The organism is Amycolatopsis sacchari (genome assembly GCF_900114035.1).
Classification (GTDB): Bacteria; Actinomycetota; Actinomycetes; order Mycobacteriales; family Pseudonocardiaceae; genus Amycolatopsis_E; species Amycolatopsis_E sacchari.
On the sequence record NZ_FORP01000003.1, the window covers coordinates 66,033 to 91,491 of the forward strand.

At 72.0% G+C, this 25,459-nt stretch carries 24 protein-coding genes; 10 read left to right on the forward strand and 14 right to left on the reverse strand.

Annotation, left to right across the window (positions count from 1 at the left end; genetic code table 11):
- Together BMZ92_RS07020 and BMZ92_RS07025 are read left to right on the forward strand one after the other, a co-directional pair.
- Positions 1 to 693 (forward strand): SRPBCC family protein, encoded by a 693-nt coding sequence (locus BMZ92_RS07020; protein ID WP_091504926.1) that lies wholly within the window; start codon positions 1 to 3, stop codon positions 691 to 693.
- Positions 690 to 1,157: an NUDIX hydrolase gene (locus BMZ92_RS07025; protein WP_091504927.1), complete on the forward strand. Its 468-nt coding sequence runs from the start codon at positions 690 to 692 to the stop codon at positions 1,155 to 1,157. The genes BMZ92_RS07020 and BMZ92_RS07025 overlap by 4 nt, the downstream gene beginning before the upstream one ends.
- 47 nt (positions 1,158 to 1,204) lie before the next feature.
- On the opposite strand, the gene BMZ92_RS07030 is transcribed toward BMZ92_RS07025, so the two are convergent.
- The 3 genes from BMZ92_RS07030 to BMZ92_RS07040 all read right to left on the reverse strand — a co-directional run bounded on the left by BMZ92_RS07030 (position 1,205) and on the right by BMZ92_RS07040 (position 3,786).
- Positions 1,205 to 2,023 carry an exodeoxyribonuclease III gene (locus BMZ92_RS07030; RefSeq protein ID WP_091505192.1) on the reverse strand — a complete coding sequence of 273 codons (819 nt, stop codon included), beginning with the start codon at positions 2,021 to 2,023 and terminating at the stop codon, positions 1,205 to 1,207.
- Positions 2,024 to 2,051: 28 nt separating this feature from the next.
- Positions 2,052 to 2,375, reverse strand: a complete 324-nt coding sequence (locus BMZ92_RS07035) for a hypothetical protein (RefSeq protein ID WP_091504928.1) — start codon at positions 2,373 to 2,375, stop codon at positions 2,052 to 2,054.
- A 187-nt stretch (positions 2,376 to 2,562) separates the two neighbouring features.
- Positions 2,563 to 3,786: an NADP-dependent isocitrate dehydrogenase gene (locus tag BMZ92_RS07040; protein ID WP_091504929.1), complete on the reverse strand. Its 1,224-nt coding sequence runs from the start codon at positions 3,784 to 3,786 to the stop codon at positions 2,563 to 2,565.
- Positions 3,787 to 3,954: 168 nt separating this feature from the next.
- On the opposite strand from BMZ92_RS07040, the gene BMZ92_RS07045 reads away from it, so the two are divergent.
- Positions 3,955 to 4,800: a TIGR03560 family F420-dependent LLM class oxidoreductase gene (locus BMZ92_RS07045; protein ID WP_091504930.1), complete on the forward strand. Its 846-nt coding sequence runs from the start codon at positions 3,955 to 3,957 to the stop codon at positions 4,798 to 4,800.
- Positions 4,801 to 4,818: 18 nt separating this feature from the next.
- Here BMZ92_RS07045 and BMZ92_RS07050 read toward each other — a convergent pair whose 3' ends face one another.
- Positions 4,819 to 5,205 (reverse strand): SgcJ/EcaC family oxidoreductase, encoded by a 387-nt coding sequence (locus BMZ92_RS07050; protein ID WP_091505193.1) that lies wholly within the window; start codon positions 5,203 to 5,205, stop codon positions 4,819 to 4,821.
- On the opposite strand from BMZ92_RS07050, the gene BMZ92_RS07055 reads away from it, so the two are divergent.
- On the forward strand, positions 5,169 to 5,636 hold the full coding sequence (locus tag BMZ92_RS07055; RefSeq protein WP_091504931.1) for a MarR family winged helix-turn-helix transcriptional regulator: 468 nt from the start codon (positions 5,169 to 5,171) through the stop codon (positions 5,634 to 5,636). The two genes, BMZ92_RS07050 and BMZ92_RS07055, sit on opposite strands and share 37 nt — an antisense overlap.
- A gap of 6 nt (positions 5,637 to 5,642) precedes the next feature.
- On the opposite strand, the gene BMZ92_RS07060 is transcribed toward BMZ92_RS07055, so the two are convergent.
- Complete coding sequence (locus BMZ92_RS07060) at positions 5,643 to 6,584, reverse strand: GlxA family transcriptional regulator (protein WP_091504932.1); 942 nt, start codon at positions 6,582 to 6,584, stop codon at positions 5,643 to 5,645.
- An 85-nt stretch (positions 6,585 to 6,669) separates the two neighbouring features.
- Between BMZ92_RS07060 and BMZ92_RS07065 the strand changes: the two genes are divergently transcribed.
- The 4 genes from BMZ92_RS07065 to BMZ92_RS07080 all read left to right on the forward strand — a co-directional run bounded on the left by BMZ92_RS07065 (position 6,670) and on the right by BMZ92_RS07080 (position 9,203).
- A complete protein-coding gene (locus tag BMZ92_RS07065) occupies positions 6,670 to 7,104 on the forward strand; it encodes a DUF6010 family protein (protein WP_245782942.1) in 435 nt (144 codons plus the stop codon).
- Entirely contained in the window at positions 7,046 to 7,618 is a 573-nt protein-coding gene (locus tag BMZ92_RS07070) for an HhH-GPD-type base excision DNA repair protein (protein ID WP_091504933.1), read from the forward strand. Before BMZ92_RS07065 ends, BMZ92_RS07070 begins: the two co-directional genes overlap by 59 nt.
- 59 nt (positions 7,619 to 7,677) lie before the next feature.
- Positions 7,678 to 7,866, forward strand: a complete 189-nt coding sequence (locus tag BMZ92_RS07075; protein ID WP_091504934.1) for a DUF1918 domain-containing protein — start codon at positions 7,678 to 7,680, stop codon at positions 7,864 to 7,866.
- Between the two features lie 164 nt (positions 7,867 to 8,030).
- Complete coding sequence (locus BMZ92_RS07080) at positions 8,031 to 9,203, forward strand: MFS transporter (RefSeq protein ID WP_091504935.1); 1,173 nt, start codon at positions 8,031 to 8,033, stop codon at positions 9,201 to 9,203.
- 4 nt (positions 9,204 to 9,207) lie between these two features.
- On the opposite strand, the gene BMZ92_RS07085 is transcribed toward BMZ92_RS07080, so the two are convergent.
- Positions 9,208 to 9,507, reverse strand: a complete 300-nt coding sequence (locus BMZ92_RS07085) for a DUF3017 domain-containing protein (protein WP_091504936.1) — start codon at positions 9,505 to 9,507, stop codon at positions 9,208 to 9,210.
- Entirely contained in the window at positions 9,488 to 10,345 is an 858-nt protein-coding gene (locus BMZ92_RS07090; RefSeq protein WP_091505194.1) for a bifunctional methylenetetrahydrofolate dehydrogenase/methenyltetrahydrofolate cyclohydrolase, read from the reverse strand. The genes BMZ92_RS07085 and BMZ92_RS07090 overlap by 20 nt, the downstream gene beginning before the upstream one ends.
- A 138-nt stretch (positions 10,346 to 10,483) precedes the next feature.
- Between BMZ92_RS07090 and BMZ92_RS38055 the strand changes: the two genes are divergently transcribed.
- Positions 10,484 to 14,470 (forward strand): glycohydrolase toxin TNT-related protein, encoded by a 3,987-nt coding sequence (locus BMZ92_RS38055; RefSeq protein ID WP_245782943.1) that lies wholly within the window; start codon positions 10,484 to 10,486, stop codon positions 14,468 to 14,470.
- Positions 14,471 to 14,514: 44 nt separating this feature from the next.
- Here the strand turns inward: BMZ92_RS38055 and BMZ92_RS07105 are convergent, their stop codons facing one another.
- Positions 14,515 to 15,108, reverse strand: a complete 594-nt coding sequence (locus tag BMZ92_RS07105) for a pentapeptide repeat-containing protein (protein ID WP_091504937.1) — start codon at positions 15,106 to 15,108, stop codon at positions 14,515 to 14,517.
- A gap of 26 nt (positions 15,109 to 15,134) precedes the next feature.
- On the opposite strand from BMZ92_RS07105, the gene BMZ92_RS07110 reads away from it, so the two are divergent.
- The gene (locus BMZ92_RS07110) at positions 15,135 to 15,818 is read left to right on the forward strand and encodes a methyltransferase (RefSeq protein WP_245782944.1); all 684 of its coding nucleotides are present in this window, start codon (positions 15,135 to 15,137) and stop codon (positions 15,816 to 15,818) included.
- Positions 15,819 to 15,820: 2 nt separating this feature from the next.
- Here BMZ92_RS07110 and BMZ92_RS07115 read toward each other — a convergent pair whose 3' ends face one another.
- The 6 genes from BMZ92_RS07115 to purN all read right to left on the reverse strand — a co-directional run bounded on the left by BMZ92_RS07115 (position 15,821) and on the right by purN (position 25,449).
- Entirely contained in the window at positions 15,821 to 19,171 is a 3,351-nt protein-coding gene (locus BMZ92_RS07115) for an error-prone DNA polymerase (RefSeq protein WP_091504938.1), read from the reverse strand.
- 6 nt (positions 19,172 to 19,177) lie between these two features.
- Positions 19,178 to 19,300, reverse strand: a complete 123-nt coding sequence (locus BMZ92_RS38555; RefSeq protein WP_281245150.1) for a hypothetical protein — start codon at positions 19,298 to 19,300, stop codon at positions 19,178 to 19,180.
- A complete protein-coding gene (locus BMZ92_RS07120) occupies positions 19,300 to 20,862 on the reverse strand; it encodes a DNA polymerase Y family protein (RefSeq protein ID WP_091505196.1) in 1,563 nt (520 codons plus the stop codon). The genes BMZ92_RS38555 and BMZ92_RS07120 overlap by 1 nt, the downstream gene beginning before the upstream one ends.
- Before the next feature lie 394 nt (positions 20,863 to 21,256).
- Positions 21,257 to 21,958, reverse strand: a complete 702-nt coding sequence (locus BMZ92_RS07125; RefSeq protein ID WP_091505197.1) for a hypothetical protein — start codon at positions 21,956 to 21,958, stop codon at positions 21,257 to 21,259.
- Positions 21,959 to 23,281: 1,323 nt separating this feature from the next.
- Entirely contained in the window at positions 23,282 to 24,835 is a 1,554-nt protein-coding gene (gene purH / locus BMZ92_RS07130; RefSeq protein WP_091504939.1) for a bifunctional phosphoribosylaminoimidazolecarboxamide formyltransferase/IMP cyclohydrolase, read from the reverse strand.
- Positions 24,832 to 25,449 carry a phosphoribosylglycinamide formyltransferase gene (gene purN / locus BMZ92_RS07135; RefSeq protein WP_091504940.1) on the reverse strand — a complete coding sequence of 206 codons (618 nt, stop codon included), beginning with the start codon at positions 25,447 to 25,449 and terminating at the stop codon, positions 24,832 to 24,834. The genes purH and purN overlap by 4 nt, the downstream gene beginning before the upstream one ends.
- Between the last annotated feature and the right edge of the window lie 10 nt (positions 25,450 to 25,459).

Below are 25,459 nucleotides of genomic sequence, written 5' to 3' on the forward strand. Positions count from 1 at the left end.
ATGGGCAAGGAATTCAAGATCGAACGGGAAGTCGTGCTGCCGGCCGCGCCGGAAGAGGTCTTCGCCGCCGTCACGACCGGGACAGCCGGCTGGCTGTTCCCGACCCCGCAGCCCGACCCGGCCGACCCGGTGGTCAAGAACTGGGAGCCGCCCCACAGGTACACCGTGCGGCAGGACGGCGAGGACGGCTGGTTCAACGCGCTCGACTACATCATCGAGGCGCGTGACGGCGGCACCGCCGCGCTCCGGTACGTCCACAGTGGAATCTTCACCGACGACTGGGACACCCAGTACGACGGCGCGAGCAAGCACACCGACTTCTACCACCACACGCTCGCCCAGTACCTGCGCCACTTCCCCGGCCGCAAGGCGACCTACGCCGAGGTGCACGGCCCCGCCGCGTCCTCGACGCCGACCGCGCTCGAGTCGGTGAAGAAGTCCCTCGGCGTCTCGCGCGCCGACGAGACCGTCCGGCTCGAACTGCCCGGCCTCGCACCGGTCGACGCGGTCGTGGACTACCTGAACGAGTACTTCATCGGCCTCCGCACGGCGGACGCGATGTACCGCATCTTCGGCCGCAACAACTTCGGCAGCACGGTGGACGTGGGCGCGCACCTGTTCGCCGACGGCGCCGACGAGAAGCGGGTCGAGCAGGCGTGGCGAGAGTTCCTGAACGGGGTCTTCGCGGCGTGAGCCCGAAGCAGAGCGCGGGAATCCTGTTGTACCGCAAGACGGACGGCGAGCTCGAAGTCCTCTTGGGACACATGGGCGGCCCGTTCTGGGCGCGGAAGGACGCGGGCGGGTGGTCGCTGCCGAAGGGCGAGTACGAGCCGGACGAAACCCCGGAAGCGGCCGCCCGCCGCGAGTTCGCCGAGGAGCTGGGCATCCCGGTGCCGGAGGGCGAACTCGTCGACCTCGGCGCGGTCAAGCAGTCCGGCGGCAAAGTCGTCACCGTGTGGGCGCTGGAAGGCGACCTCGATCCGGCGCAGGTGGTGCCGGGCACGTTCGAGATGGAGTGGCCCAAGGGTTCCGGCAAGCTGTGCGAGTTCCCCGAGATGGACCGCTTCGGCTGGTTCCGGCTCCCCGAGGCACGCGAGAAGCTGCTGAAGAGCCAGCACCCGTTCCTCGAGCGCCTCGCCGAGGCCGTCGGCGGGTGACGGGCACGGCCCCGGCGGTGAGGACCGCGCCGGGGCCCGGACTCAGCTCACCGTGGCGGCTCCCAGTCGTAGGTGACGGTCAGCGGCGCGTGGTCGGACCAGCGGGCTTCGTAGCTCTCCGCGCGTTCGACCCGCGCCGACACCGCCCGCTCGGCGAGCCCCGGCGTCACGACCTGGAGGTCGATCCGCCAGCCCGCGTCGTTGTCGAACGCCTTGCCGCGGTAGGACCACCACGTGTACGGGCCGGGGCCCTCCGGGTCGAGCTTGCGCTGCACGTCGACGTACCCCGCCTCGGAGTACACCCGGCCGAGCCACTCGCGTTCCTCCGGCAGGAAGCCCGAGTTCTTCCGGTTGGTGCGCCAGTTCTTCAGGTCGACCTCGGCGTGCGCGATGTTCCAGTCCCCCATCACGACGACCTCGGCGCCGGCCGCCTCCGCCTTCCCGCGCAGCTCGACCAGGTACGGCAGGAACGCGGCCATGAACCGCTCCTTCTCCTCCTGCCGCGGCGTGCCGACGTCCCCGCTCGGCAGGTACAGGCTCGCCACCACCAGCCCCGGCAGGTGCACCTCCAGGTACCGCCCGCTCTCCTCGAACTCCGGCTCGCCGAAGCCCACACGCACCTCCAGCGGCTCGACGCGCGTGTACACCGAGACGCCGTTGCGCCCCTTGACCGAGCACGCCGCGTGGTGCGCGTGCCAGCCCATCGGCGCCACGACCTCCTCGGGCAGCTGGCTCGCTTCGGCGCGCACCTCCTGGCAGGCGACGACGTCGGCCTCGCTGGCGGCGAGCCACTCGACGAAGCCCTTCTTGGCGGCGGCACGCATGCCGTTGACGTTCACGGTGGAGATGGTCAGCACGCTCCGCAGGCTACCGGGCCCCACCGACAGAAAAGCGTCAGCCGCAGTTGGTGCCCGCGACCGGCTGCAGGTACTCGGTCTTGGCCCACTTGTTCTCGGCCAGCTTGCGGAAGCCGTTCTGCACCACGGGCTCGGCGCCGGTCTTCGCGTCGTGGTTGAACTTGGCCACGATGTCGGCGTGCACGTCGGGAGCCGCCCGCACGTTGAGCACGTCGGCGGTCACCGTGACCTGGCAGCCGCCGCTGCCGCCGGTCGCCCCTTCCGACGCCCGCTTGTCGGCGCCCATCACGTAGATGAGCCCGATGCCCACCAGCACGGCCACGATCATCAGGACCCGTTTCTTCGGGATGCCCAGGATCACGGGAAACTCCTCGCCGGTCTGCGAAAACGCTCCGGGTAAGGGTAGCCACACAAAGTTGACCGGCGACAGGCCGAACGGCGGAAACCACCCGGAGGCCGCAACGAGCGTGACCGGCCCGTCACGGACAGCGACAAGGGCGCGCCCGGCGAACCGGTGCGCGCCCTCGTTCCGCTGCTCAGGTACCCCGTCAGGCCTGGTTGATCTTCTTCGCCAGGTTCTCGTCGAGGGTCGCGAGGAACTCCTCCGTGGTCTGCCACGGCTGGTCCTTGCCGACGAGCAGGGCCAGGTCCTTGGTCATCTTGCCGCTCTCGACGGTCTCGATGACGACCTGCTCCAGCTTCGTGGCGAAGCCGATCAGCTCGGAGTTGCCGTCCAGCTTGCCGCGGTGCTCCAGGCCCCGGGTCCACGCGAAGATCGACGCGATCGGGTTCGTGGAGGTCGGCTTGCCCTGCTGGTGCTGGCGGTAGTGCCGGGTCACCGTGCCGTGCGCGGCCTCGGCCTCGACGGTCTTGCCGTCCGGCGTGCGCAGCACCGACGTCATCAGGCCGAGCGAACCGAAGCCCTGCGCGACCGTGTCGGACTGGACGTCACCGTCGTAGTTCTTGGTGGCCCAGACGTAGCCGCCCTCCCACTTCAGCGACGCGGCGACCATGTCGTCGATCAGCCGGTGCTCGTAGGTCAGGCCCTTGGCGTCGAAGTCGGCCTTGAACTCGTTCTCGAAGACCTCGGCGAAGACGTCCTTGAACATGCCGTCGTAGGCCTTGAGGATCGTGTTCTTGGTCGAGAGGTACACCGGGAAGCCGCGGTCGAGGCCGTACTGCAGCGAGGCGCGGGCGAAGTCCTCGATCGACTTGCGGAAGTTGTACATCCCCATGGCGACCCCGCCGCCCTCGGGGAACTTCGCGACCTCGAACTCCATCGGCTCGGAGCCGTCCTCCGGCGTGTAGGTGATGGTCACCGTGCCGGGGCCGGGCACCTTGAAGTCGGTGGCCTTGTACTGGTCACCGTGCGCGTGGCGGCCGATGATGATCGGCTTGGTCCAGCCGGGTACCAGCCGGGGGATGTTGGAGATGATGATCGGCTCGCGGAAGACGACGCCGCCGAGGATGTTGCGGATGGTGCCGTTGGGGCTCCGCCACATCTTCTTCAGGCCGAACTCCTCGACGCGGGCCTCGTCGGGGGTGATGGTGGCGCACTTGACGCCGACGCCGTGCTGCTTGATGGCGTTCGCCGCGTCGATGGTGACCTGGTCGTCGGTACGGTCCCGCTCCTCGATGCCCAGGTCGTAGTAAGCCAGGTTCACATCCAGGTACGGATGGATGAGCTTGTCCTTGATGAACTGCCAGATGATGCGGGTCATCTCGTCGCCGTCGAGCTCGACGACGGTGCCCTCGACCTTGATCTTGGCCATGAGCAGCGGTGCTCCTCTCGCGGATCCTCGCGTTTTGAGTTCGATGCGCTGTGGTATGCGGTACAAGCGTACTGCTAGCGCGAGCTCAGCGCCCCAAGTGGTGACGAACGCCCAGTCTCGCAGTTTCGGACCGTGGCCCGGATCACCGGGTGCGCGTAGGTTTCCCGCATGCGCTTCGGGATAAAGACCAGGCCGGAACACACGACGTGGCCGGAACTGCGGGACGTCTGGATCGCCGCGGACGACATCGAGCTGTTCGAGTCGGCGTGGAACTGGGACCACTTCTACCCGCTCACCGGCGACCTCGCCGGCCCCAACTTCGAGGGCTGGACGATGCTCGCCGCGCTCGCGCAGGCCACGCGCCGGATCCGGCTCGGCTGCCAGGTCACGGGCATGATCTACCGGCACCCCGCGGTGCTGGCGAACATGGCGGCGACGATCGACGTGATCTCCGAGGGCCGTCTCGACCTCGGCGTCGGCGCGGGCTGGAACCAGCAGGAGTGCGACGCCTACGGCATCGAGCTGCCCCCGTTGCGCGAGCGGTTCGACCAGTTCGACGAGGGCGTGCAGGTGCTCATCGGGCTGCTGTCCCAGGAGACCACGACGTTCGAAGGCCGCTACTTCCGGCTCACCGACGCGCGCTGCGAACCGAAGGGCTTCCAGCGCCCGCACCCGCCGATCGTGATCGGCGGCCGGGGACCGCGGCGCACGCTGCGGGCGGTGGCGCTGTGGGCGCAGCAGTGGAACGCGATCGTGCAGAGCCCCGCCGACTGGCGCGCGCTCAAGGAAACCCTGCTGGTGCGCTGCGACGAGGTGGGCCGCAACCCGGCGGAGATCGTGTGCTCGGTGAACGTGGTGATCGACCCCGAGCAGGGCATCGGCCCGGCGGTGGACAAGGTCGCGGCCTACGCCGAGGCCGGCGTGGACCTGGTGATCATGAACCTGCCCCACCGCGCGAAGCCGGAGATCCTGGAGCCGCTCGCCGAGGCGCTCACGCCGCTGGCGTCGGCGTAGGCGGCACCGGAGAGCGTTTCAGCGCCGCGCCGTGGGCCTGGTCTCCGGCGCGAACCGGAACGTGAGGCGTTCCATCAACGCCTTGCGCCGGGTGTTCTGGAACGCCGCGATGAGCCACCGCTCCCCCTCGCGCACGAGGGTGTAGGTCTGGACCTTCGGCAGCTTCTTCGGAGCCGCACCCTTGTAGTTGTCCCCACGGGTGGTCAGGACGGCCACGTCCGGGCCGAGGAAGCGCACGTCGAGCAGCTCGTACGTGAGTTTCGCGCCCTTGAGGAACCCGGCGAACAGGGCGCGGTGGCTCTTCGCGATGTCCCGCCGCCCCTGGTAGTGCGTGCCGACGAAGGTGACGTATGTGGCGTCTTCGGTGAGTGGGCGGCATACGCGTCGGCGTCGCCACGAGCCCACGCGTCGCCGAGCGAGTCGGCCTGCACGGACTGGCCGCCGCGGAGGCCGCGGGCCTGAACCCCTCGGAGTGGTACGCGCTCAGCCTGCTCGCGCTCGAGGGCGCGCTGACCTCGGGAGAGCTGTCCACTCGCACGGGTCTGACCACCGGCGCGACGACCCGGCTCATCGACCGCCTCGAACGCGCCGGCTACGTCCGCCGCGCGGCCGACCCCGCGGACCGCCGCAAGGTGGTGGTCGAGCAGGTGCCGGAGGCTCTCGCAGAGATCCAGCGGATCGTCACGCCAGCCCGGCGCCACATCGCCGAGGTGCTCGCCCAGTACCCGGCCGAACAGCAGGAGATCCTGTTCGACTACTTCGCCCGCGCCGCTCCGGCCTACCGCGAGGCCTCGGAGGAGATCCGCCGGACGATCAAGCGCCGGCGCGGCCGGTGACCCGCCCTAACCCTGGAACGCGGCGCGGTAGCGCTGCGGGCTGGTGCCGACGACGCGCTTGAACCGGTCGCGGAACGCCGTGGACGAACCGAAACCGACCGCGCCCGCGATGCGGTCGACCGGGTCGTCGGTGGTTTCGAGCAGGTGCTGAGCGCGGCGGACGCGGATCCGGTGCAGCCACTGCACCGGCGTCGTGCCGGTCTGTTCCCGGAAGCGGCGGTTGAGGGTGCGCGTGCTCATCCCCGCGTGTGCCGCCATGTCTTCGAGCGCGAGGTCTCGCTCCGCGTTGTCCTCCAGCCACCGCAACAGTGGTTCCAGCACCGAGCCGCGGGGCACCGGCGGCTGGTCGTGGACGATGAACTGCGCCTGCCCACCCTCGCGTTCCAGCGGCATCACGGACAGCCGCGCGGCCTCGGCAGCGACGGCGGAACCGTGGTCCCGGCGGATGAGGTGCAGGCACAGGTCCAGCCCCGCCGCGGCACCCGCCGACGTGAGGAACTGGCCGTTGTCGACGTAGAGCACGTCCGGGTCGAGGTCGACGGCCGGATACCGCTGCGCGAAAACGCCTGCGGCGAACCAGTGCGTCGTCGCGCGCAGCCCGTCGAGGAGGCCTGTGGCGGCGAGGATGAAGGCACCCGAACAGATCGAGGCGATCCGGCTGCCCCGCGCCGCGGCCTGCCGCAGGGCGTCGAGGACGTCGTCGGGCACGGGTCTGGCCGGATTGGCGGTGCCCGGCAGGATGATCGTGTCCGCCTCGGCGAGCGCCTCCAGGCCGTGGCCCGGTTGCAAGGTGAACGCGCCGGCCGCGACGCTCGGCGACGCGCCGCACACCAGCACGCGGTAGGCGGGGCCGCCGCCGGGCAGGCGGGTCCGGCTGAACACCTCGATCGGGGTCGACAGGTCGAACGGGATCACGTCTTCGAGCGCCAGGACCGCCACCGTGTGCATGCCACGACCGTAGCTGGCGAAAATCCGTCGCAACCTGGCAATCCAGCCCGTTCCGGGGCGCGGCGGCCGGGCATAGCGTCCAGCCGTGATCATCGTTGCCCCGATTCTCATCGGCATCCTGTACGCCTTGTTGAACTCGCTCATCCGCGATCCCGTTTCCCGGCGCCGTTTCAACGCGCTCATGGTCGGCGGCGCCGGTGCCGCCTACCTCAGCAGCGGCGCGCTGGGCCCGTGGGAGATCGCCGTCACGGCCCTGATCACCTACTGCGCCTACCGGGGACTGGACTCGTGGACGTTCATCGGCATCGCGTGGCTGCTGCACACGGCGACCGACATCGTCCACCACCTCAAGGGCGCGCCGATCCTGCCGTTCGCCCACACCTCGTCACTCGGCTGCGCGATCTGCGATCCGGTCATCGCCATCTGGTGCTTCGCGGGCGGACCGCGTGTCAAAATGCCCCATGCCCAAGACGCTGCGCCTGACCGGCGACGCCGAGGCCGACAAGCTCCTCTCGGCTGACCCGTTCGCCCTCCTCACCGGGCTCCTCCTGGACCAGCAGTTCCCGATGGAACACGCGTTCATGGGGCCGAAGAAGATCGCCGACCGGATGGGCGGGTTCAGCATCACCAAGATCGCCGAGACCCCGGTGGACGAGTTCGTGGAGCTGTGCGTGCAGCCGCCCGCCATCCACCGCTACGGGGGTTCGATGGCCCGCCGGGTCCACGCTCTGGCGCACCACGTCCTGGAGCACTACGACGGCAAGGCGGACCGGATCTGGAAGGCGGGCAAGCCGGACGGCAAGGAAGTCCTCAAGCGCCTCAAGGCGTTGCCGGGTTACGGCGACCAGAAGGCCCGGATCTTCCTCGCCCTGCTGGGAAAGCAGCGCGGCGTGCAGCCGGAGGGCTGGCGTGAAGCGGCGGGCGCGTACGGCGAGGAGGGCTCCCGGCGGTCGATCGCGGACGTCACCAGCGCCGAGACGCTCGCCGAGGTCAGGGCGTTCAAGAAGGCGGCCAAGGCCGCGGCGAAGTCCTAGCGAGGCCCTCGACGCCTCCGGCGCGCGAAACTATCCTGGTTCCCGCGGAGGTGTCGACGATGCACGCAACCGTGGGAGACCGGATCCTCGTGCACGGCCGGACGGTCGGCGCGGCCGAGCAGCAGGGCGAGATCGTCGAGGTGCGGGGTGAGGACGGCGGGCCGCCGTACCTCGTCCGCTTCGCGGATGGCCACGAGGGGCTCGTCTTCCCCGGCTCCGACTGCGAAATCACGCCGGCCCACGACTGAGCGTCACGTAAGAAGCATCACCCCGGCGGCGGGATGACAGCGCGCCCCCACGCCGTTCAGACTGAGTGCGGGACAGTTCCGCGCGCTGCGACGCGCCCGGTGGCTGTCCTTATTTCTTGTCCCCGGTCTGTATCGATGCAGTTCCAGTCCTGGAAAGGAGAACCGTGCCCATCGCGCTACTCGCGCTGGCCATCGGTGCCTTCGGAATCGGCACCACCGAGTTCGTCATGATGGGTGTGCTCCCGCAGGCGGCCGCCGACTTCGGGGTCTCCATCCCCTCGGCGGGCTACCTGATCACGGGGTACGCGCTCGGCGTGGTCGTCGGCGCACCCCTGCTCACCGCGGTCGCCGTCCGGCTGCCGCGCAAGACCATGTTGCTGGCCATGATGGCCCTGTTCACCCTGGGCAACCTGCTGTTCGCGCTGTCGCCGAACCAGGAGTTCGGGGTCCTGTTCCGCTTCCTCGCCGGGCTGCCGCACGGCGCGTTCTTCGGCGCCGGGGCCGTGGTCGCGTCGAGCCTCGTCAAGCCCGGTGACCGCGCCAAGGCCGTGTCGATGATGTTCCTCGGCCTGACGCTGGCCAACGTGGTGGGCGTGCCGCTGGGCACCCTGCTCGGCCAGCAGGTCGGCTGGCGCGCGACCTTCGGCGTGGTCGCGTTGATCGGGGTGCTCGCGCTCGCCGCGATCGCGAAGCTCGTGCCGCACCAGGGCCGCCCGGCGGAGGCGTCGCTGCGCAGCGAACTCGCCGCGTTCCGGCGCCCGCAGGTGTGGCTCGCGCTGGCCATCGTCACCGTCGGCATGGGCGGCGTGTTCGCCTCGCTGTCCTACGTGACGCCGATGCTCACCGACGTGGCGGGCTACTCGCCGCACAACGTCACGCTGCTGCTGGCGCTGGCCGGCGTCGGCATGACGATCGGCAACCTGCTGGGCGGGCGGCTCGCGGACCGCGCGCTGATGCCGAGCCTGTACGTCGCGCTGTTCGCGCTGGCCGCCGTGCTGGCGATCTTCACCCTCACCGCGCACAGCAAGATCGGCGCGGCGGTGACGATCTTCGCCGTCGGCGTCACCGGGTTCATGATCGGCCCGATGATGCAGACGCGGATCATGCAGAAGGCCGGCGGCACGCCGTCGCTGGTCTCGGCTGCGGTGCAGTCGGCGTTCAACATCGCCAACTCGATCGGCGCCTACCTCGGCGGCCTGGTCATCGCGGGCGGCCTCGGCCTGGTCGCGCCCAACCTGGTCGGCGCGATCCTGTCGGTGCTGGGCCTGTCCATCGCCGCCGTGTCGGGCACGCTCGACCGGAAGCAGGCCACGGCACCGGAACCGGTCGCGGCCTGAGCGTTCAGCCGCCGAACGGGCCGTTGCTGATGGTGAACGCCAGGAACAGCAACAGCACGCCGAGCCCGGCGTAGCTGAGGACGTCCACCGGGCGGCCGCGGACCGCGAGCAGCCCGGCGCGGACGCTCGGCAGCACCGCGCGGAACACCGCCGCCACGAGCAGGGCGCCGCCGACGATGACGGCGCCCTGCCGCCAGTGGTACTGCAGGATGCGCACCGCGGCGACCGCCACCAGCGCGAGCACGATGGCGAACGGCACCTGCTCCAGCAGGGCGGGACGGCGGCTACCGCGAGGCAACGACACGCTCGGCCGCCTCCACGACGTTGGTCACGAGCATCGCCCTGGTCATCGGCCCGACCCCGCCGGGGTTCGGCGAAACCCAGCCGGCGACCTCCTCGACCCCGGGCGCCACGTCCCCGGTCAGCTTGCCGTCGACGTGCGAAACACCGACGTCGAGCACTGCGGCACCGGGCTTGACCATGTCCGGCGTGATGATCCCCGGCACCCCGGCCGCGGCGACGACGATGTCCGCGCGCCGCACCTCGGCCGCCAGGTCACGCGTGCCCGTGTGGCACAGCGTCACGGTCGCGTTCTCGCTGCGGCGCGTCAGCAGCAGGCCCAGCGCGCGGCCGACGGTGATCCCGCGGCCGACCACGGTGACGTTCGCGCCCGCGATCGGGATTTCGTAGCGGCGCAACAGCTCCACGATGCCGTACGGCGTGCACGGCAGCGGGCCGGGCTGGTTGAGCACGAGCCTGCCGAGGCTGACCGGGGCCAGGCCGTCGGCGTCCTTCGCCGGGTCGATGCGCTCCAGGATCCGGCCGGTGTCGAGGTGCTTGGGCAGCGGCAGCTGCACGATGTACCCGTGGCAGGCCGGGTCGGCGTTCAGCTCGTCGATGACGGCTTCCAGCTTTTCCTGGGTGATGTCGCCGGGCAGGTCACGCCGGATGGAGTTGACCCCCACCTTGGCGCTGTCCGCGTGCTTCATCTTCACGTACGAGTGCGAGCCGGGGTCGTCCCCGACGAGCACCGTGCCGAGGCCGGGCGTGACGCCCTGCTCGGCCAGTGCGGCCACCCGCGGCTTGAGTTCCGCGTAGATGGCGTCCTTGGTCGCTTTGCCGTCGAGAACCTTCGCCGTCACGGCCCCCATTCTGGCAGAGGACACTCCGAGTAGCTCCGGTCAGACGCTGCGTACCTCGGTGGAGGTATAAATACAGGTCAACCGAGGTAATGGTGCGGGTGGTGTGCATTCGTCCAGCCCACCCGTCAAAATGAGCTGGTGGCTCAACCGACGACGCAGCTGAACGCGACCGAGCAGGACACTCTGGTCAAGCAGATCGGACTGGCCCTGCTCCGGGCGGCCCCACGCGACTGGCGCCGCGTGACGGCGCACTACCGGGCGGTGGGCCGGTACCACGAGCTGACCGGGGAGGTCGTCTCGGAGGACGGCAGCGTCGGCGAGTGGATGGCGACCCACGACATCGCGACGCTGTTCGGGCGCCTGCGCGCCGGTATGTACCGCGAGGGTCGCGGCACCTGGTTCAACGCCCGCTACCAGCTTGACCACCCATCGAGCTACAACCTGGAGTACGACCGCGACGAGCCGCACTGGGACCTCCAGCCGCCCCCGCAGGCGTACGCCGACGAGCTGCGCATGTTCCCGCGTTCCGAGGAGAACGTGCCGGAGTGGCTGATGCGGCGGATGTCCGGCCTCGGCCCGGAGCAGCCGGGGCCGCGGTTCCGCATCGCCCGCATCTTCGACGGCCAGGGCCCCGACGGCCGCCCGGTGCTCAACCGCCCGGAGCTGGACGCCGACGAGCTGGACCGGCTGTACGAGTACCTGAGCACGGCGCCGGTGGTGCTGTCCGAACGCGGCCTCGACCTCGACCGGCTCGCGTCGCCGCCCACCCCGAAGGTGCCGGTGGCGTTCCACACGGACGGCACGTGGATCTGGCCCGCCGCGGTCAACTACTACCTGCAGGAGTACGGCATCGCCCCGGAGGGCGAGCTGGTCGCGCACATCCAGCAGGCCGGGTTCCGGCTGGGCGACGTGCCCGAGCAGACCCGGCAGGCGGCCGCGGCCCACCTGACCCGCGGCAACCAGCCGCCGCCTCCCCCGCCGCGCGCGCCCCGGCCGCCGGTGCCGGAGCAGGAGGCGCAGCCCGCCACGACGTTCGCCCCGGCGCCGAAGCTGGACGACGGGCCGCCCACGATGGTGCAGCCGCCCGTCGTGGACGAGAAGCCGGAGCCCGCGCTGGAGACGTTGCGGAGCCGGTTGCGGGAGCTGGGTGTGCCCGAGTCGGCGTACCGGCTGGGTGAGCCCGCCGAGCGCGGCTGGAGCATCGAGCAGGTGGAGTCCGGCTGGCGCGTCGGCTGGTACGACGGGGAGTTGAAGAACCCCGCCGTCTTCGGTGACGCCGAGGACGCGGCGGCGTTCATGCTGGGCAAGCTGCTGCTCGACCGGCGTGGGCAGGAAGTGGTGTTAGCGCCGGCGCCGCCGCCCCAGCCGGATGACACGGCCCCCGTCAACGGCGGCCCGAGCGCGGACCGCGCGCGGGCTTCGCGTCGCGGTTTCGGCGAGGCGGCCGAGGGTGGCCCGGAGCCGCGGGAGGCCGCGGCTGGGTCGGCTGTGTCGGCCGTGTCCGCCGAGGAGGTCCCGGCGGAGGGGCCTGATTTCGAGGCCGCCAACCCCGAGGCGACTGCTCTTCACGCCCCGGTCCAGGAGGGCGCGGCTGCCGGTGGTTTCCGGACCGGCCCCGAGGCGACCGCCTTCCACGCGCCCCCGCAGGAAGGAGCGGCGGAGTTCGGCGCCGCGGCCCTGGATGCCGCAGGCGGCTTCCGCCGAGGCGAGCCGCAGGCAGGCCCACGTGGGGCCGAGGGGCGCGGGCACGAGGCTGGCTCGCGTGGAGCCGAGGCGCCGGGCTTGCACGGGGCCTCGGCGCAGGCGGGATTGCGTGGGCGCGAGCCGCAGGCAGGCGCGCATGGGTCCGAGCAGGCGGGCTTGCGCGGGCGCGAGCCGCAGGTAGGCCCGCCTGGGTCCGAGCAGGCGGGCTTGCGGGGGTCTGAGCAGGCGGGCTTCCGTGGATCCGAGCAGCTGGGCTTGCGCGGATCCGAGCAGTCCGGCTTGCATGGAGCCGAGTCGCAGGCAGGTTCGCGAGGTGCCGAGGCAGGCTCCCATGCGCCCGAGGCGCAGGCAGGCTCGCGCGGGTCCGAAGCGCCGGGCGTGCCTGGGGCGCAAGCGGGCTTCCGTGGAGTCGAGGCGCAGGCGTCCGAACCGCAGACGGGCTTGCACGGAGCCGAGCAGCCCGACCTGCGCGGGACGGAGGCGCAGCCCGGCTTCCGTGGCGCCGAGGCGCAGCCAGGCTCGCGCGGGCCCGAGCAGCAGCCCGCGTTCCGCGATGGGCGGGGCGAGACTCCCGCGGCCGGTGGCGCCCACCCAGCCTTCCGTCCGGACGATGCCAGGTCGGCCGCCGAGGGCCGGGACCCCCAGCCAGACTTCCGCGGCGGCGACGCGCGCCCCGGCTTCCGTGAGGGCCAGGCCCCCACAGGCTTCCGCGATGAGCGGGGCGAGCAGCAGGCACCTCCGGGCTTCCGCGATGAGCGGGGCGAAGAGCAGCCGCCCCCGGGCTTCCGCAGCGGGCGCGGTGAGGAGCCAGGGTTCCGTGAGAACCGCGGCGAGGAGCCGGGCTTCCGCGAGGGCCGCGGCGAGGAGCAGGCACCTCCGGGCTTCCGTGGCGGCCGCGGCGAGGAGCCAGGCTTCCGCGAGAACCGCGGCGAAGAGCAGGCAGGGCGCCCCGGAACGCAGGGCGGCCGGCGCGAGGAGCAGCCGTCGTCGGGCTTCCGGGGTGAGGAGCAGCCCGCCCCGTTCCGGAACGGGCGGAACGAGGAACAGCCGCTCCCAGGCCGGGAAATCCCCGCTTTCCGTGGCAACCGTGCGGAGGAGCCGTCGCCTGCCGGTCGCCTCGGGCAGCGTGAGGAGCACGCCGCCGCCCACGCGGGTTTCCGCGGTGAGGAGCAGGCCGCCCCCGGCTTCCAGGGCGCCCGCGAGGACCAGGCCGCCCCCGGCTTCCAGGGTGCCGCCGAGGAGCCGCCACACCCGGGCTTCCGCGGCGAGGAACAGCACGCCGCGTTCCAGGGCGGACGAGGCGAGGAACACGCCGCTTTCCAGGGCGCTCGCGAAGAACACGCGGCATTCCAGGGCGCCCGCGGCGACGAGCACCCCCACCCGGGCTTCCGCGAGGGCCGCGGCGAGGAGCAACCGCCCGCCGCCTTCCAGGGCGGCCGCGGGGAACCGGGCTTCCAGGGCGCCCGCGGCCAAGAACAGCCGCCGGGATTCCGGAACGGCCGCGGCGAGGAGCCACCTGGCTTCCGCGAAGGACATCCCGACGAGCAACCCGCGGGCTTCCAGGGCAGCCGGGGTGAGGACCCGGGACGCCCAGGGTTCCAAAGCCCTCACGCCGAAGAACCCGCACGCTCCGCGTTCCAGGGCCCTCACGCCGAGGACCCGGCACGCCCCGGCTTCCAAAGCCCTCACGGCGAAGACCCGGGACGCCCCGGCTTCCAAACCCCCCACACCGAAGACCCCGCACGCCCCGGCTTCCAAACCCCGCACGGCGAGGAACAGCCGCCCGGGTTCCGGAACCGCGGGGACGAACCGGACTTCCGCGAGGAACAGCCCGGCTTCCGCGGGGAGGAGCAGCCGGCCGCGGGGCGGGAGCCGCATCCGGGGTTCCGTGAAGGGCGTGCCGAGGAGGCTCCGCGCCCGTCCCCCGGGGACGCGGGGCTGGAGGAGACCGTCGTCGAGGCGCCGCCCACCATGGTGGCCGCCCCGGTGCCGCCTCCCGCGCGTCGCGAGCCGGCGCCGCAGCAGCCGCGCCGCGAGGCACGGCCTGCCGCCGCGCAGAACGGCGGGCAGTGGCCCGTCCAGCCGCTGCCCGGCGAACCCCCGCTGACCCTGTTCCGCGGCAAGGAAATGCGCGAACTGCCCGCCGGCAGTGAACTCGACCGCTTCGGCAACCCCGACGGCAACCTGACGTACGCCGCGGGCACGCCGTTCGAGGAGCGCTCGCTCGTGCCCGAGTGGGTCAGCAGGCCATACCACGTGTACCGCGTGCAGCGGCCCATCGAGGCGCTCGCCGGCGTCGCGATCCCGTGGTTCAACCAGCCCGGTGGCGGCGCGGCCTACCTGCTGCCCGCGTCGATCGAGGAACTGCTCGCCGAGGGCGACCTCATCGAACTCGACCCGGGCGAACCACCCATCGAATGACCGGCAACGGCCGGCTCCCCACCCGGGGAGCCGGCCGTTTTCCGTTACGACACCACGAGTCCGTGCGCGGCCGCGAACGTGATCGCCATGTCGACATCGATCCGCGCGCCGCTGAACTTCGCCTGGACGAACCCGTTCGCGTCGAGTTTGGCGCCCCGCAGGTCCGCGTCCGAGAAGTCGGTGCCGAGCAGCCGCGCGCCCCGCAGGTCCGCGTCACGCAGGTTCACACCGGTCAGGTTCGACTCGACGAGGTTCGCCTCGCGGAACCGCAGCCCCGACAGGTCGAGCTTGCGCAGGTCCGCGCGGCCGAGGCTGACGAGGGTGAAGTCGGTGTCCCGCGCCGAAATCGACCGCATGCGGCAGTCCACAAAGGACGACCCGAGCAGGGAGCAGCCACGCCACGAGACCGAGGCGAGCACCGTCCGGTCGAAGGTGCAGGACCGGAACGCCGACGTCTCGTGCCGCGACTCCCCGAGGTCGGCACGCGTGAAGTCGCACTCGTCGAACGTGCAGCCCTGCGTGACGAGCCCCCGCAGGTCCGCCTCGCTGAAGTCGCAGCGCACGAACCGCCGCTTCTCCCAGCGCGCCCCCGGCAGCACCGCGTCCCGGTAGTCCTCCCCGATTTCGGCTTCGTCCATGCCCGGAGCCTGCCACAATCGGGGACATGGCCCACGAGCCGATGCTGTCCCCCGAGGACGTCGACCGGATCCACCGCTGGCACGAAGAGGCCAACGAGGGCATCCGCAGCGACACGCCACGCACCTTCTCCTACCTCGGCCACACGATCGTCGTGCCGCCGGAGGTGATGCCGATCTCCGGCACGTCCGCGCTGCTCGGCGACGCGGTGCTGGAGGAGGTCCGCGAGGACGACCGCGTGCTCGACGTGGGCACCGGCAGCGGGGTCAACGCGATCCTCGCCGCGTCGAAGTCTCAGGACGTGGTGGCCGTGGACATCAACCCGCACGCGCTGGCCGCCGCCCGGGAGAACGCCGAGCGCAACGGCGTCGGCGACCGGATCACCGTGCTGCGGAGCGACGTGTTCGAGGCCGTCGAGGGCCGGTTCGACCTCATCGTGTTCGACCCGCCGTTCCGCTGGTTCGCGCCACGCGACCTGTTCGAGGCCGCGATCACCGACGAGGACTACCGCGCGCTCAGGGCCTTCTTCGCGGGCGCCCGCGCCCACCTGACCGATCGCGGCCGCCTGCTCGTCTTCTTCGGCACCAGCGGTGATTTGCCGTTCCTGCGGCGGCTGGCCGACGAGGCGGGCTTCACCACGGAGGTCGTCGCGAGCCAGGAACTGACCCGGGAGGGCCGGCGCGTCGAGTACTTCACGTTCCGGATGTCCTGAGCTCACCGGAAATCCCGCGACTTCGACGGGATCCGCATCGGCAGGTGCTGCAGGCGGTCGGCCAGGACGCTCACCACCCCGTCCGCCCGCTCCACGACCCCGCGGATCAGCAGCGCCGGGCTGCCCCGCGCGATCCGGTGGTAGCGGTGCCACAGCCCGGCCGTGCAGATGACGTTCACCATGCCCGTCTCGTCCTCGATGTTGAGGAACGTGATGCCGCCCGCCGTCGCCGGGCGCTGCCGGTGGGTGACCGCCCCGCCGATGAGCACCCGTTTGCCGCTTTCGACGTCGGCCAGCTTCGCCGCCGGCACCACGCCCAGCGCGTCGAGCCGGTCGCGGATGAACTCCGTGGGGAAGCTGCCGGGGGACATGCCGGTGGCCCACACGTCGGCGACCGCCAGGTCCACTTCGTCCATGCCCGGCAATGCGGGCGCGTCCGTGCCGACGACGCTGCCCGGCAGCTTCTCCGGCCGTTCCTCGGCCACCGCCCCGGCCGCCCACAACGCCCGGCGCCGGTCCCCGCCGATCTCCGGGAAGCAGCCGAACGCACCCGCCGTCGCGAGTGCCTCGACCTGCGGTCTGGTCAGCCGCACGCGCCGCGCCACGTCCGCCATGTGCTGGTACGGCCCGCCGTTTTTCCTTTCCTCGACCAGTTTTTCGGCCAGCGCCTGCCCGATCAGCCGCACGGTCCCGAGCCCTGCGCGCACCGCGTGCCCGTCACCGTGGGGTTCGAGCGTGGCGTGCGGTTCGCTGGCGTTGACGTCCGGGCCGTGCACGGTGACCCCGTGCCGCCGCGCGTCGGCGACGAGGGACTGCGGCGAGTAGAACCCCATCGGCTGCGCCCGCAGCAGGCCCGCGCAGAACGCGTCCGGGTGGTAGTACTTGAAGTACGCGCTGGCGAACACGAGGTACGCGAAGCTCAGCGCGTGGCTCTCGGGGAACCCGAAGTTGGAGAACGCCTTCATCTTCTCGAAGATGCGTCCGGCGAGCTCCTCGCCGATGCCCTTCTTCGCCGCGCCGTCGTAGAACCGGCGGCGCAGCCGCTCCATCTTCTTCGTGGACCGCTTGGCGCCCATGGCGTGCCGCAGCTCGTCGGCCTCGGCGGCGGTGAAGTCGGCGAGGTCCAGCGCGATCTGCATCAGCTGTTCCTGGAACAGCGGCACGCCCTTGGTCTTGCCGAGCGCGTTCTTCAGCAGCGGGTGGTCGTACCACTCCTCCCGTTCCCGTCCCTCCTTCCGGCGCCGGATGTAGGGGTGCACCGAGCCGCCCTGGATGGGGCCGGGGCGGATGAGGGCCACCTCGATCGCCAGGTCGTAGAACTCCGTGGGCTTGAGCCGCGGCAGCGTCGCCATCTGCGCCCGGCTCTCCACCTGGAACACCCCGACGGCGTCGGCCCGCTGCAGCATCTCGTAGATGTTGGCGTCCTCCAGGTCGAGCTTGCCGAGTTCGACCTCGATGCCCTTGTGGTCGCGCACCAGCTCGATCATGTACCGCAGCGCGGAGAGCATGCCCAGCCCGAGCAGGTCGAACTTGACCAGCCCCGCGGACGCGCAGTCGTCCTTCTCCCACTGCAGCACGCTGCGGTTCTCCATGCGGGCCCACTCGATCGGGCACACCTCGCTCACCGGGCGGTCGCAGATCACCATGCCGCCGGAGTGGATGCCGAGGTGGCGCGGGAAGTCCTCCAGCGCGCCCGCCAGTTCCAGCACCGGCGCGGGGATGTCGTGGTCGTGGTCGTCCTTGGTGGTCCGCAGCGGGCCCCAGCGGTCGATCTGCTTGCTCCACGCGTCCTGCTGCCCCGGCGAGTAGCCGAGCGCGCGTGCCGCGTCGCGCACGGCGGACTTGGCGCGGTAGGTGATCACGTTCGCCACCTGTGCCGCCCGCAGCCGCCCGTGCTTGGCGTAGACGTACTGGATGACCTCCTCACGCCGGTCGGACTCGATGTCGAGGTCGATGTCGGGGTAGCCGTCGCGGTCGGGGGCGAGGAACCGTTCGAACAGCAGGTGCCACTTCACCGAGTCGACCTTCGTGATGCCCAGCGCGTAGCAGACCGCGGAGTTCGCGGCAGAACCCCGGCCCTGGCACAGGATTCCCTCCTCGCGGCAGAACTTCGCGATGTCCCAGACGATGAGGAAGTAGCCGGGGAACCCCAGCCGCTCGATGATCTCCAGCTCGTGGTCGATCTGCGCGTACGCGTCCGGGCGTTCCTTTCGGGTGCCGTACTCCTTCCGCGCGCCCTCGAACACCTTCTCCCGCAGGAACTTCGCCTCGGTGTACCCCTCGGGGATGTCGAACGGCGGCAGTTTCGGCGCCATCAGCTTCAGGTCGAACGCGCATTCCAGGCCCAGCAACGCGGCGCGTTGCACCGCGCCGGGGTAGCGGGCGAAGCGTTCCGCCATCTCGGCGCCGGAGTGCAGGAAGGCCGTGCCGGCGGCGGGCAGCCAGCCCTCCAGCTCGTCGATGCTGCGGCGGGCCCGGATGGCCGCCATGGCCCCGGCGAGCCGGTCCCGGCCCGGGGTGGCGTAGTGCACCGCGTTGGTCGCCACCGTCAGCACCCCCAGCCGCTCGGCGACCGCGGCGAGGACGTCGTTGTGCGTGCTGTCCCCGGGGTGGCCGTGGTCGAGCAGTTCGACGAACACCTGCTCCCTGCCGAACAGGTCCATCAGGCGGCGGATCTCCCTCGCCGCACCGGCGGGCCCCTCCCGGTGCAGCGCGCGGCGCACGGGACCCTTGCGGCAGCCGGTGAGCACCACGACCTTGCCGTGCACCTCGGAAGCCACGGCCTCCAGGTCGTACACCGGGCGGCCCTTCTCGGCGCGTTCCGCCTTGGGCAGTTCGACGTCGTGGCCGTGCAGCTGACCCGCGGTGATCGCCCGGCACAGCGCCGCGTACCCGTCGGTCTGCTTGGCCAGCAGGAGGAGGTGCTCGCCCTCGGGGTCGGGAATCCCGTTCTGCGGGCCGGAAAGCCCGAAGCTCAGCTCGGTGCCGAACACCGTGCGCACGCCCAGTTCCCTCGCCGCGTCGGCGAAGCGGACCACGCCGTACATGCCGTCGTGGTCGGTGAGCGCGATCGCGTCCAGCTCCAGCCGCGCGGCCTGTTCCACCAGCTCCTCGGGGTCGCTCGCGCCGTCGAGGAAGCTGAAGTTGGAGTGGCAGTGCAGCTCGGCGTAGGGCACGCGCTTCCGGCCGCCGGACAGGTCGTCCGCCCGGCGGGCCGGGAAGTCGGCCGGTTTCAGGTAGCCCTCGCGTTTTCGGCTCCACGCGGGGGAATCGCCGCCGTCGAGTGGGACCGGGTCGCCGTTCAGCGTCCGTTCCAGGTTCCGCCACGGGACGACGGGGTTGTTCCAGCCCATGCTTTTTCAGTCCTGCGGGGTCCGGGGCAGCGGGATGAGGGGCTCGTCCTGCTCCAGCGCCTGTTCCATCCGCCGGAGTTCCGCTCGCACCAGCCATTGCCGCACGCTGCGGAGAAACTCGTCGTCCATCAGTCGTACACTCCTTCAACTGTCCACTTCGGACTTTCTTCGTCGGTTCGGGTCAGCAGCAGCGCCAGTTCCGGTTCGCCCGCCAGCAGCACCTGGATGCGCGTGCACCCGCCCGTGCCACCCCACCGCGGTTCGACCCGCCACGGCCCGGCCCAGTCCAGCACCGGGCGCGGGCCGCCCCCGCCGGGCAGGACCACCTCGGCGGGTGGTGCGGTGAGCCTTCGCCGCGGGGTGAGGGCGACCTCCTCGCCCGAGGCGTCCCGCACCTTGGCGGGTGTGGGCGTGGCGAGCACCGTCGCCGGGGACGGCTCCGGCAGGCGGCCGGGCCAGGTGGCGTCCGGTGGGCTCGTGGTGGCCCGCTGGTCACCCCACGGCACCAGCCGGACCCGTTCGGCGGGGCCGCGGCCGCCGTCGAGGACCGCGGTGAACACGCTGTCCGGGCCCAGCAGCCCCTGCACCCGGACCAGTGCGCGGCCCGCTTTCTCGTCCTGCTCGCCGGACATGCCGGGCGAGCCGCCGCGCCAGAGGCCGAGCTGGAGTGACCGCCCTTCGACGGTTTCCTCCGGTTCCAGCCGCAGCCGCACGACACCGGCCGTGGGCCGGTCCCGCTCGTCGGCCCGCAGCCAGCCTTCGAACTGCCAGCGGACGCGGTCGGCGATCCCTTGTGGCGTCAGGGGTTCGGCGCAGCGCCACACCCGGCTGAGTTCCTGGCCGTGCTCGGTGGTGGCGTAGATGCCCAGCCGCGTGCAGGCCAGGCCGTGCGCGGCGAGCCCGGCGTGGAACCGTTCGGCGAGGGTGCGCGCCATGAACGCGGCGGCGTCGACGCGGTCCAGCGGTGGGTCGAACTCCTCGGGCACGGACAGCTCCGGCGGTGGGCGGCGCCGGTGGGGCGGGCGTTCGACGCGGCCGTTGGCGAGGCGGTGCGCGAGCAGGCCGGGGTGGCCGAACCGGGACACCACGTCGCGCTCGGTGAGCGCGGCGAAGGCGCCGAGGGTGCGCAATCCCAGTCGCCGCAGGAGGTCCACGAGTTCGGCGCGGTCGGCGTCCGGCTGGTCGAGTTCGTGGACGCCCAGTGGGGCGAGGAACTCCTTGGCCGCCCCGCGGTCGACGATGGCCGACCGGTGCGCGGCGAGCGTCGCGGCGAACAGCCCGTCGGCGATGCCGATCTGGCACTCCACCCCGGCGCGGGTGGACACCTGGTCGAGGAGGAGTTCGGCCAGCGCCTGCTCACCGCCGAAGTAGCCGGCGGCCCCGTCGGCGGGGACCGCGACGAGCCCCGGCCGCACCACCTCCACGCCGACGACCAGTTCCTCGACGGCCGCCGCGACGGGTTCGAACAGCCGCGCGTCACGCCCTTCGTCGGTGGCGAAGACCGTCAGTTCGGGGCAGCGGGACTGCGCTTCCCGCCGCCGCATGCCGCGGCGCACCCCGGCAGTGCGAGCGACGGCGGAGCAGGCGACGACCCGGTTGGCGGCGAACACCGCGGCGGGCAGGTGCGCGGGCACCCCCGCCGCGAGCGCCGCCGCGACCGCGGGCCAGTCGGGACACCACACGACGAGCATCCGGACGGGGGTGGTCATCCGACGTCCTCCGCTGTCCACACCCGCCCGGGGATGGTGTTGGGCAGGGGCAGTTCGGCGCGCCGCGCTCTGGCCGCCGCACGGCGGTCCGCTGCCGCGCCACCCGCTCGAGGGTGGCGCCAGGCAGGGCCACTTCGGCGTGCCGCCACACCACGGCCCGCTGCGGCTCCACCCACTCGAGGGTGATGCCAGGCAGGGCCACTTCCCAGACAGGCGACGGTCATCCGACTTCCTCCGCGGCCCGCTGCACCGCGAGCAGCTCCACCCCAGGGGCGGCGCCAGGCATGGCCAGTTCGGTGTGCCGCCACACCACGGCCCGCTGCGGCTCCACCCACTCGAGGGTGATGCCAGGCAGGGCCAGTTCCCAGACAGGCGGTCATCCGACCTCCTCCGCGGCCCACTGCACGACGAACGGCTCCACCCGCTCGAGGGCGGCGCCGGGCAGCGTCAGTTCAGCGTGCCGCGCCCTGGCCGCCGCACCGCGGCCCGAGACCCGGACTTCGAGCCGGCGGCTGCGGAGGTGGCCCGCGCCGGAATCGAGCCCCGTCCACTGGGCGGTGACGCAGGTGAGTTCCAGCTCAGCGCCCGGCCACGGGCCCAGCGACAGCAGCACGGCTCCCCGGTGTCGCGCACGGGCGGAGAGCCTGCGCGCCACCGAGGGAGCCACACCGCCCGGGGCGACTGCGACCAGGTCGACACCGTCGAGCAGCGCTGCGGCCACCGAGGCGATCTCCACCCCCGGCCGGGGCACCAGCGCCAGCCTGCCGACCTCCACCCCGAGTTCTTCCGCCGCGACCAGCCCGAGGTTCGGCATCCCCACCGCGGCCGCCCACGACCCGGTCGCGGTGGCCTCGGCCAGCAACGCGAGCAGCAGCGACGTGGAGCCGTGCACGGCCACGGTGCCGCCCCGCCGGAGGCCGCCGCCGGGCAGCAGGTCACGCAGGTCCGGCCGGACGGGCAGCAGCCGCCCGGTGACCTGCGCCCGCGCCGCCGCGTCGGCCACCCCGCTCGCCGTGCTGACGCCGGGCAGCGCCGCCAGCTCCGCCGCCGTCCGGTTCCTGCCCCTGGGAGACGGCACCACGGCGAGGCCCGAGCGTGGGCTGGTGCTCTTTTCCGCATCGGGTTGGCGCGTGTGCGGGTCGGATGGGTGCGGGTGCACGTCGGCCGGGTGCGGAGGCGCGGCAGGCAGGTGCGCACCGGATGGGTGCGGGTGCACATGGGTCGGGTGCGAGGAAGCGGCAGCCGAGCGCGGATGCCCGTTGGACGGATGCGGATGCACGCCAGCTGGGTGCGAGTACACGTCGGGCGAGTGCGAGGGAACGCCAGGCGGGTGCGGATGCACGCCAACCGGGCGAGCGCCAGCCGGGTGCAAGTGCACGTCGGCCGAGTGCGAGGGAACGCCAGGCGGGTGCGGATGCACGCCAACCGGGCGAGCGCCAGCCGGGTGCAAGTGCACGTCGGCCGAGTGCGAGGGAACGCCAGGCGGGTGCGGATGCACGGCAGCCGAGCGAGCGCCAGCTGGGTGCGGGTGAGGCGAGTACAGGTGGGCGTCCGGGTGGCTCCGGGGCTCAGTGACCGCCCCGTCACCCGCCTCGTGGTCGGGCAGAGGTGGCCGGTCCTGCGGATCAGCGGGCCGAGCACCCCGCACCCCCACAGAACAGTCCACTGTGGACTCCGGTGTCACACTTCCCCACTGTGGCACTGGAAGGCCCAACTCCGCGACCTCATCACCCCACGGTTCGACTGTCCGCCGAGTCGGGCGGTCCTGGTCGGCGGACCGCTCCGCCGCCGACCGGGCACCCCGCGGTTCGGCAGGCACCACGCCGCACCGCTCGACCTCACCGCCCGACTCGGCGGACAGCCCCACAGCGGACCGGGCACCCCGCGCCTCCGCAGGAAGATCCACTGTGGACTTGACCGCCGAGCCGCCCCACGGCTCAGCGGTCACCGCACCAGGCCGCCGCGCCGCGCGGCCTGGATCGGTAGCCAGGTCCACATCGGACGAAGCCGAGCTGTCCCACGACTCGGCCTCACCCGGGCGCCGTACCGTGGCACGGGTTCGCGGGTCGGCAGCCGCCCCCGGAGCGGACTGCCTCACCGCCGGGCGATCGGCGGACTCCGCGGCCACCCCGTCGGCCACGCTTGCCACCGGCATCGCACTTCACCTCCCCACGAGCACCCAGCCCTCGCGTCGTGCGAGGGTGGAGAGCCACCGTGGGGAAGACGGCGACTCGAACACCAGTTCGACTAGGGCCAGTCTGCCGCCCCTCCCGACCCCTGTCAAGCCACGGCGGAACCAGCTAACCCGACCGAGGGAAAACGGGCCTGCTTTCCTTTCCGCACAACACAAAACCGCCCACGCCCGGACGGGAACCGGGCGTGGGCGGTCAGGGAAACCGGGTCAGTGCGTGAAGTGGCGCGTTCCCGTCAGGTACAGGGTCACGCCGGCCTCCTCGGCCGCCGCGATGACCTCCGTGTCGCGGATCGAACCGCCGGGCTGGACGACCGCGCGGACCCCGGCCTCCAGCAGCACCTCGAGCCCGTCCGGGAACGGGAAGAACGCGTCCGACGCCGCGACCGAGCCCTTCGCCCGCTCACCGGCCCGCTGCACCGCCAGCCGTGACGAGTCGACGCGGTTGACCTGGCCCATCCCGACGCCGACCGTGGCGCGGTCGTTCGCCAGCAGGATCGCGTTCGACTTCACCGAACGCAGGGCCCGCCAGGCGAACTCCAGGTCGGCGAGTGTCTCCTCGTCGGCCGCCTCACCGGTCGCCAGCGTCCAGTTGGCCGGGTCGTCACCGGGAGCGTCGATGCGGTCCACGGTCTGCACGAGCATGCCGCCGGAGATCGGCCGGAACTCGATCGGATCGGGGTTGCGCAGCTCCGGCAGCCGCAGCAGGCGGATGTTCTTCTTGCGCCGCAGCACTTCCAGCGCGTCGTCGTCGAACGACGGCGCGAGCACCACCTCGGTGAACACCTCGGCGATCTGCTCCGCGGCCTCCAGCGTGATCGCCCGGTTGCTCGCGATCACCCCGCCGTAGGCCGACACCGGGTCGCACGCGTGCGCCTTCCGGTGCGCCTCGGCGATGTCCGCGCCGACGGCGATCCCGCACGGGTTCGCGTGCTTGATGATCGCGACGGCGGGCTCGGCGAAGTCGGCGGCGGCGCGGCGCGCGGCGTCGGTGTCGACGTAGTTGTTGTAGGACATGGCCTTGCCGTGCAGCTGCTCGGCGTGCGCCAGCCCGTCCCGCCAGTGCTTGTACACCGCGGCCTTCTGGTGTGGGTTCTCGCCGTAGCGCAGGATCTCGCCGCGCTCCCACGTCGCGCCGGTGACGTCGGGGAACCCGGAGTCGTCGGCGGGCGCGTACGCGTTGGCGAACCACGCCGAGACGGCCATGTCGTAGCTCGCGGTGTGCGCGAAGGCCTGCGCCGCGAGGCGCTTGCGGTCCTCGAAGTCGAACCCGCCGTCACGCACGCGCTCGAGCACCCAGTCGTACCGCGACGGGTCGACCACGACGGCGACGCTGCCGTGGTTCTTCGCCGCGGCGCGGACCATCGCGGGCCCGCCGATGTCGATGTTCTCGACGCAGTCCTCGGGGCTCGCGCCCGACGCGACGGTCTCGCGGAACGGGTACAGGTTGACCACCAGCAGGTCGAACGGCGCGATGTCCAGCTCACGCAGCTGCTCGACGTGCTCGGGGCGGTTCCGGTCGGCCAGCAGCCCGGCGTGCACGCGCGGGTGCAGCGTCTTCACGCGGCCGTCGAAGGACTCCGGGAACCCGGTGACCTGCTCGACCGGCGTCACCGGCACCCCGGCGTCGGCCAGCGCCTTGGCCGTGCCGCCGGTGGACACGATCTCCACGCCGGCCGCGTGCAGGCCGGTGCCGAGTTCCAGCAGACCCGACTTGTCCGAAACACCGATCAGGGCCCGCTTGACCGCCCGCCGTCCTGTCACCGGAAACTCACCTTTCGTCCGTCCACAGTGCACCCACCGCGGCCCAGCCGCTCGACCACCTCGACGAGCAGCCGCCGCTCGACCACCTTGATCCGCTCGTGCAGCCCGGCCTCGTCGTCGTCGCTGCCGACCTCGACGGCCTCCTGCGCGATGATCGGCCCGGTGTCCATGCCCGCGTCCACGAAGTGCACCGTGGAGCCGGTCACCTTGACCCCCATGGCCAGCGCGTCGGCGACCGCGTGCATGCCGGGGAACGACGGCAGCAGCGCGGGATGCGTGTTGATCACCCGGTTCGCGAACCGGTCGAGGAAGCTCGGCCCCAGCAGCTTCAGGAAACCCGCGGACACCACGAGGTCGGGCCGGTAGGCGGCGACCGCTTCGGTGAGCGCCTTGTCCCACGCCGCGCGGTCGGGGTGGTCGCTCACCCGCACGGTGAAGTGGGGCACTCCGGCGCGCTCGGCCTTCGCCAGCGCTTCGGCGCCGTCGCGGTCCGTGCCGACGGCGACCACCTTCGCCGGGTAGCCCGGACGTCGCGTCGCCTCGATGAGCGCCTGCATCAGCGTGCCGGACCCGGACGCGAGCACGACCACCTTCACCGGCGTGGGCAGGTCCACTCGACTGGAC

What these genes read in the sequence shown, in the direction of transcription:
- BMZ92_RS07020 (WP_091504926.1), top strand. Translation starts at nt 1, where the DNA reads ATGGGCAAGGAATTCAAGATCGAACGGGAAGTCGTGCTGCCGGCCGCG.
- BMZ92_RS07040 (WP_091504929.1), bottom strand. Translation starts at nt 3,786, where the DNA reads ATGGCCAAGATCAAGGTCGAGGGCACCGTCGTCGAGCTCGACGGCGAC.
- BMZ92_RS07045 (WP_091504930.1), top strand. Translation starts at nt 3,955, where the DNA reads ATGCGCTTCGGGATAAAGACCAGGCCGGAACACACGACGTGGCCGGAA.
- BMZ92_RS07060 (WP_091504932.1), bottom strand. Translation starts at nt 6,584, where the DNA reads ATGCACACGGTGGCGGTCCTGGCGCTCGAAGACGTGATCCCGTTCGAC.
- BMZ92_RS07070 (WP_091504933.1), top strand. Translation starts at nt 7,046, where the DNA reads ATGCCCAAGACGCTGCGCCTGACCGGCGACGCCGAGGCCGACAAGCTC.
- BMZ92_RS07075 (WP_091504934.1), top strand. Translation starts at nt 7,678, where the DNA reads ATGCACGCAACCGTGGGAGACCGGATCCTCGTGCACGGCCGGACGGTC.
- BMZ92_RS07105 (WP_091504937.1), bottom strand. Translation starts at nt 15,108, where the DNA reads ATGGACGAAGCCGAAATCGGGGAGGACTACCGGGACGCGGTGCTGCCG.
- BMZ92_RS07110 (WP_245782944.1), top strand. Translation starts at nt 15,135, where the DNA reads ATGGCCCACGAGCCGATGCTGTCCCCCGAGGACGTCGACCGGATCCAC.
- BMZ92_RS07115 (WP_091504938.1), bottom strand. Translation starts at nt 19,171, where the DNA reads ATGGGCTGGAACAACCCCGTCGTCCCGTGGCGGAACCTGGAACGGACG.
- BMZ92_RS38555 (WP_281245150.1), bottom strand. Translation starts at nt 19,300, where the DNA reads ATGGACGACGAGTTTCTCCGCAGCGTGCGGCAATGGCTGGTGCGAGCG.
- BMZ92_RS07120 (WP_091505196.1), bottom strand. Translation starts at nt 20,862, where the DNA reads ATGCTCGTCGTGTGGTGTCCCGACTGGCCCGCGGTCGCGGCGGCGCTC.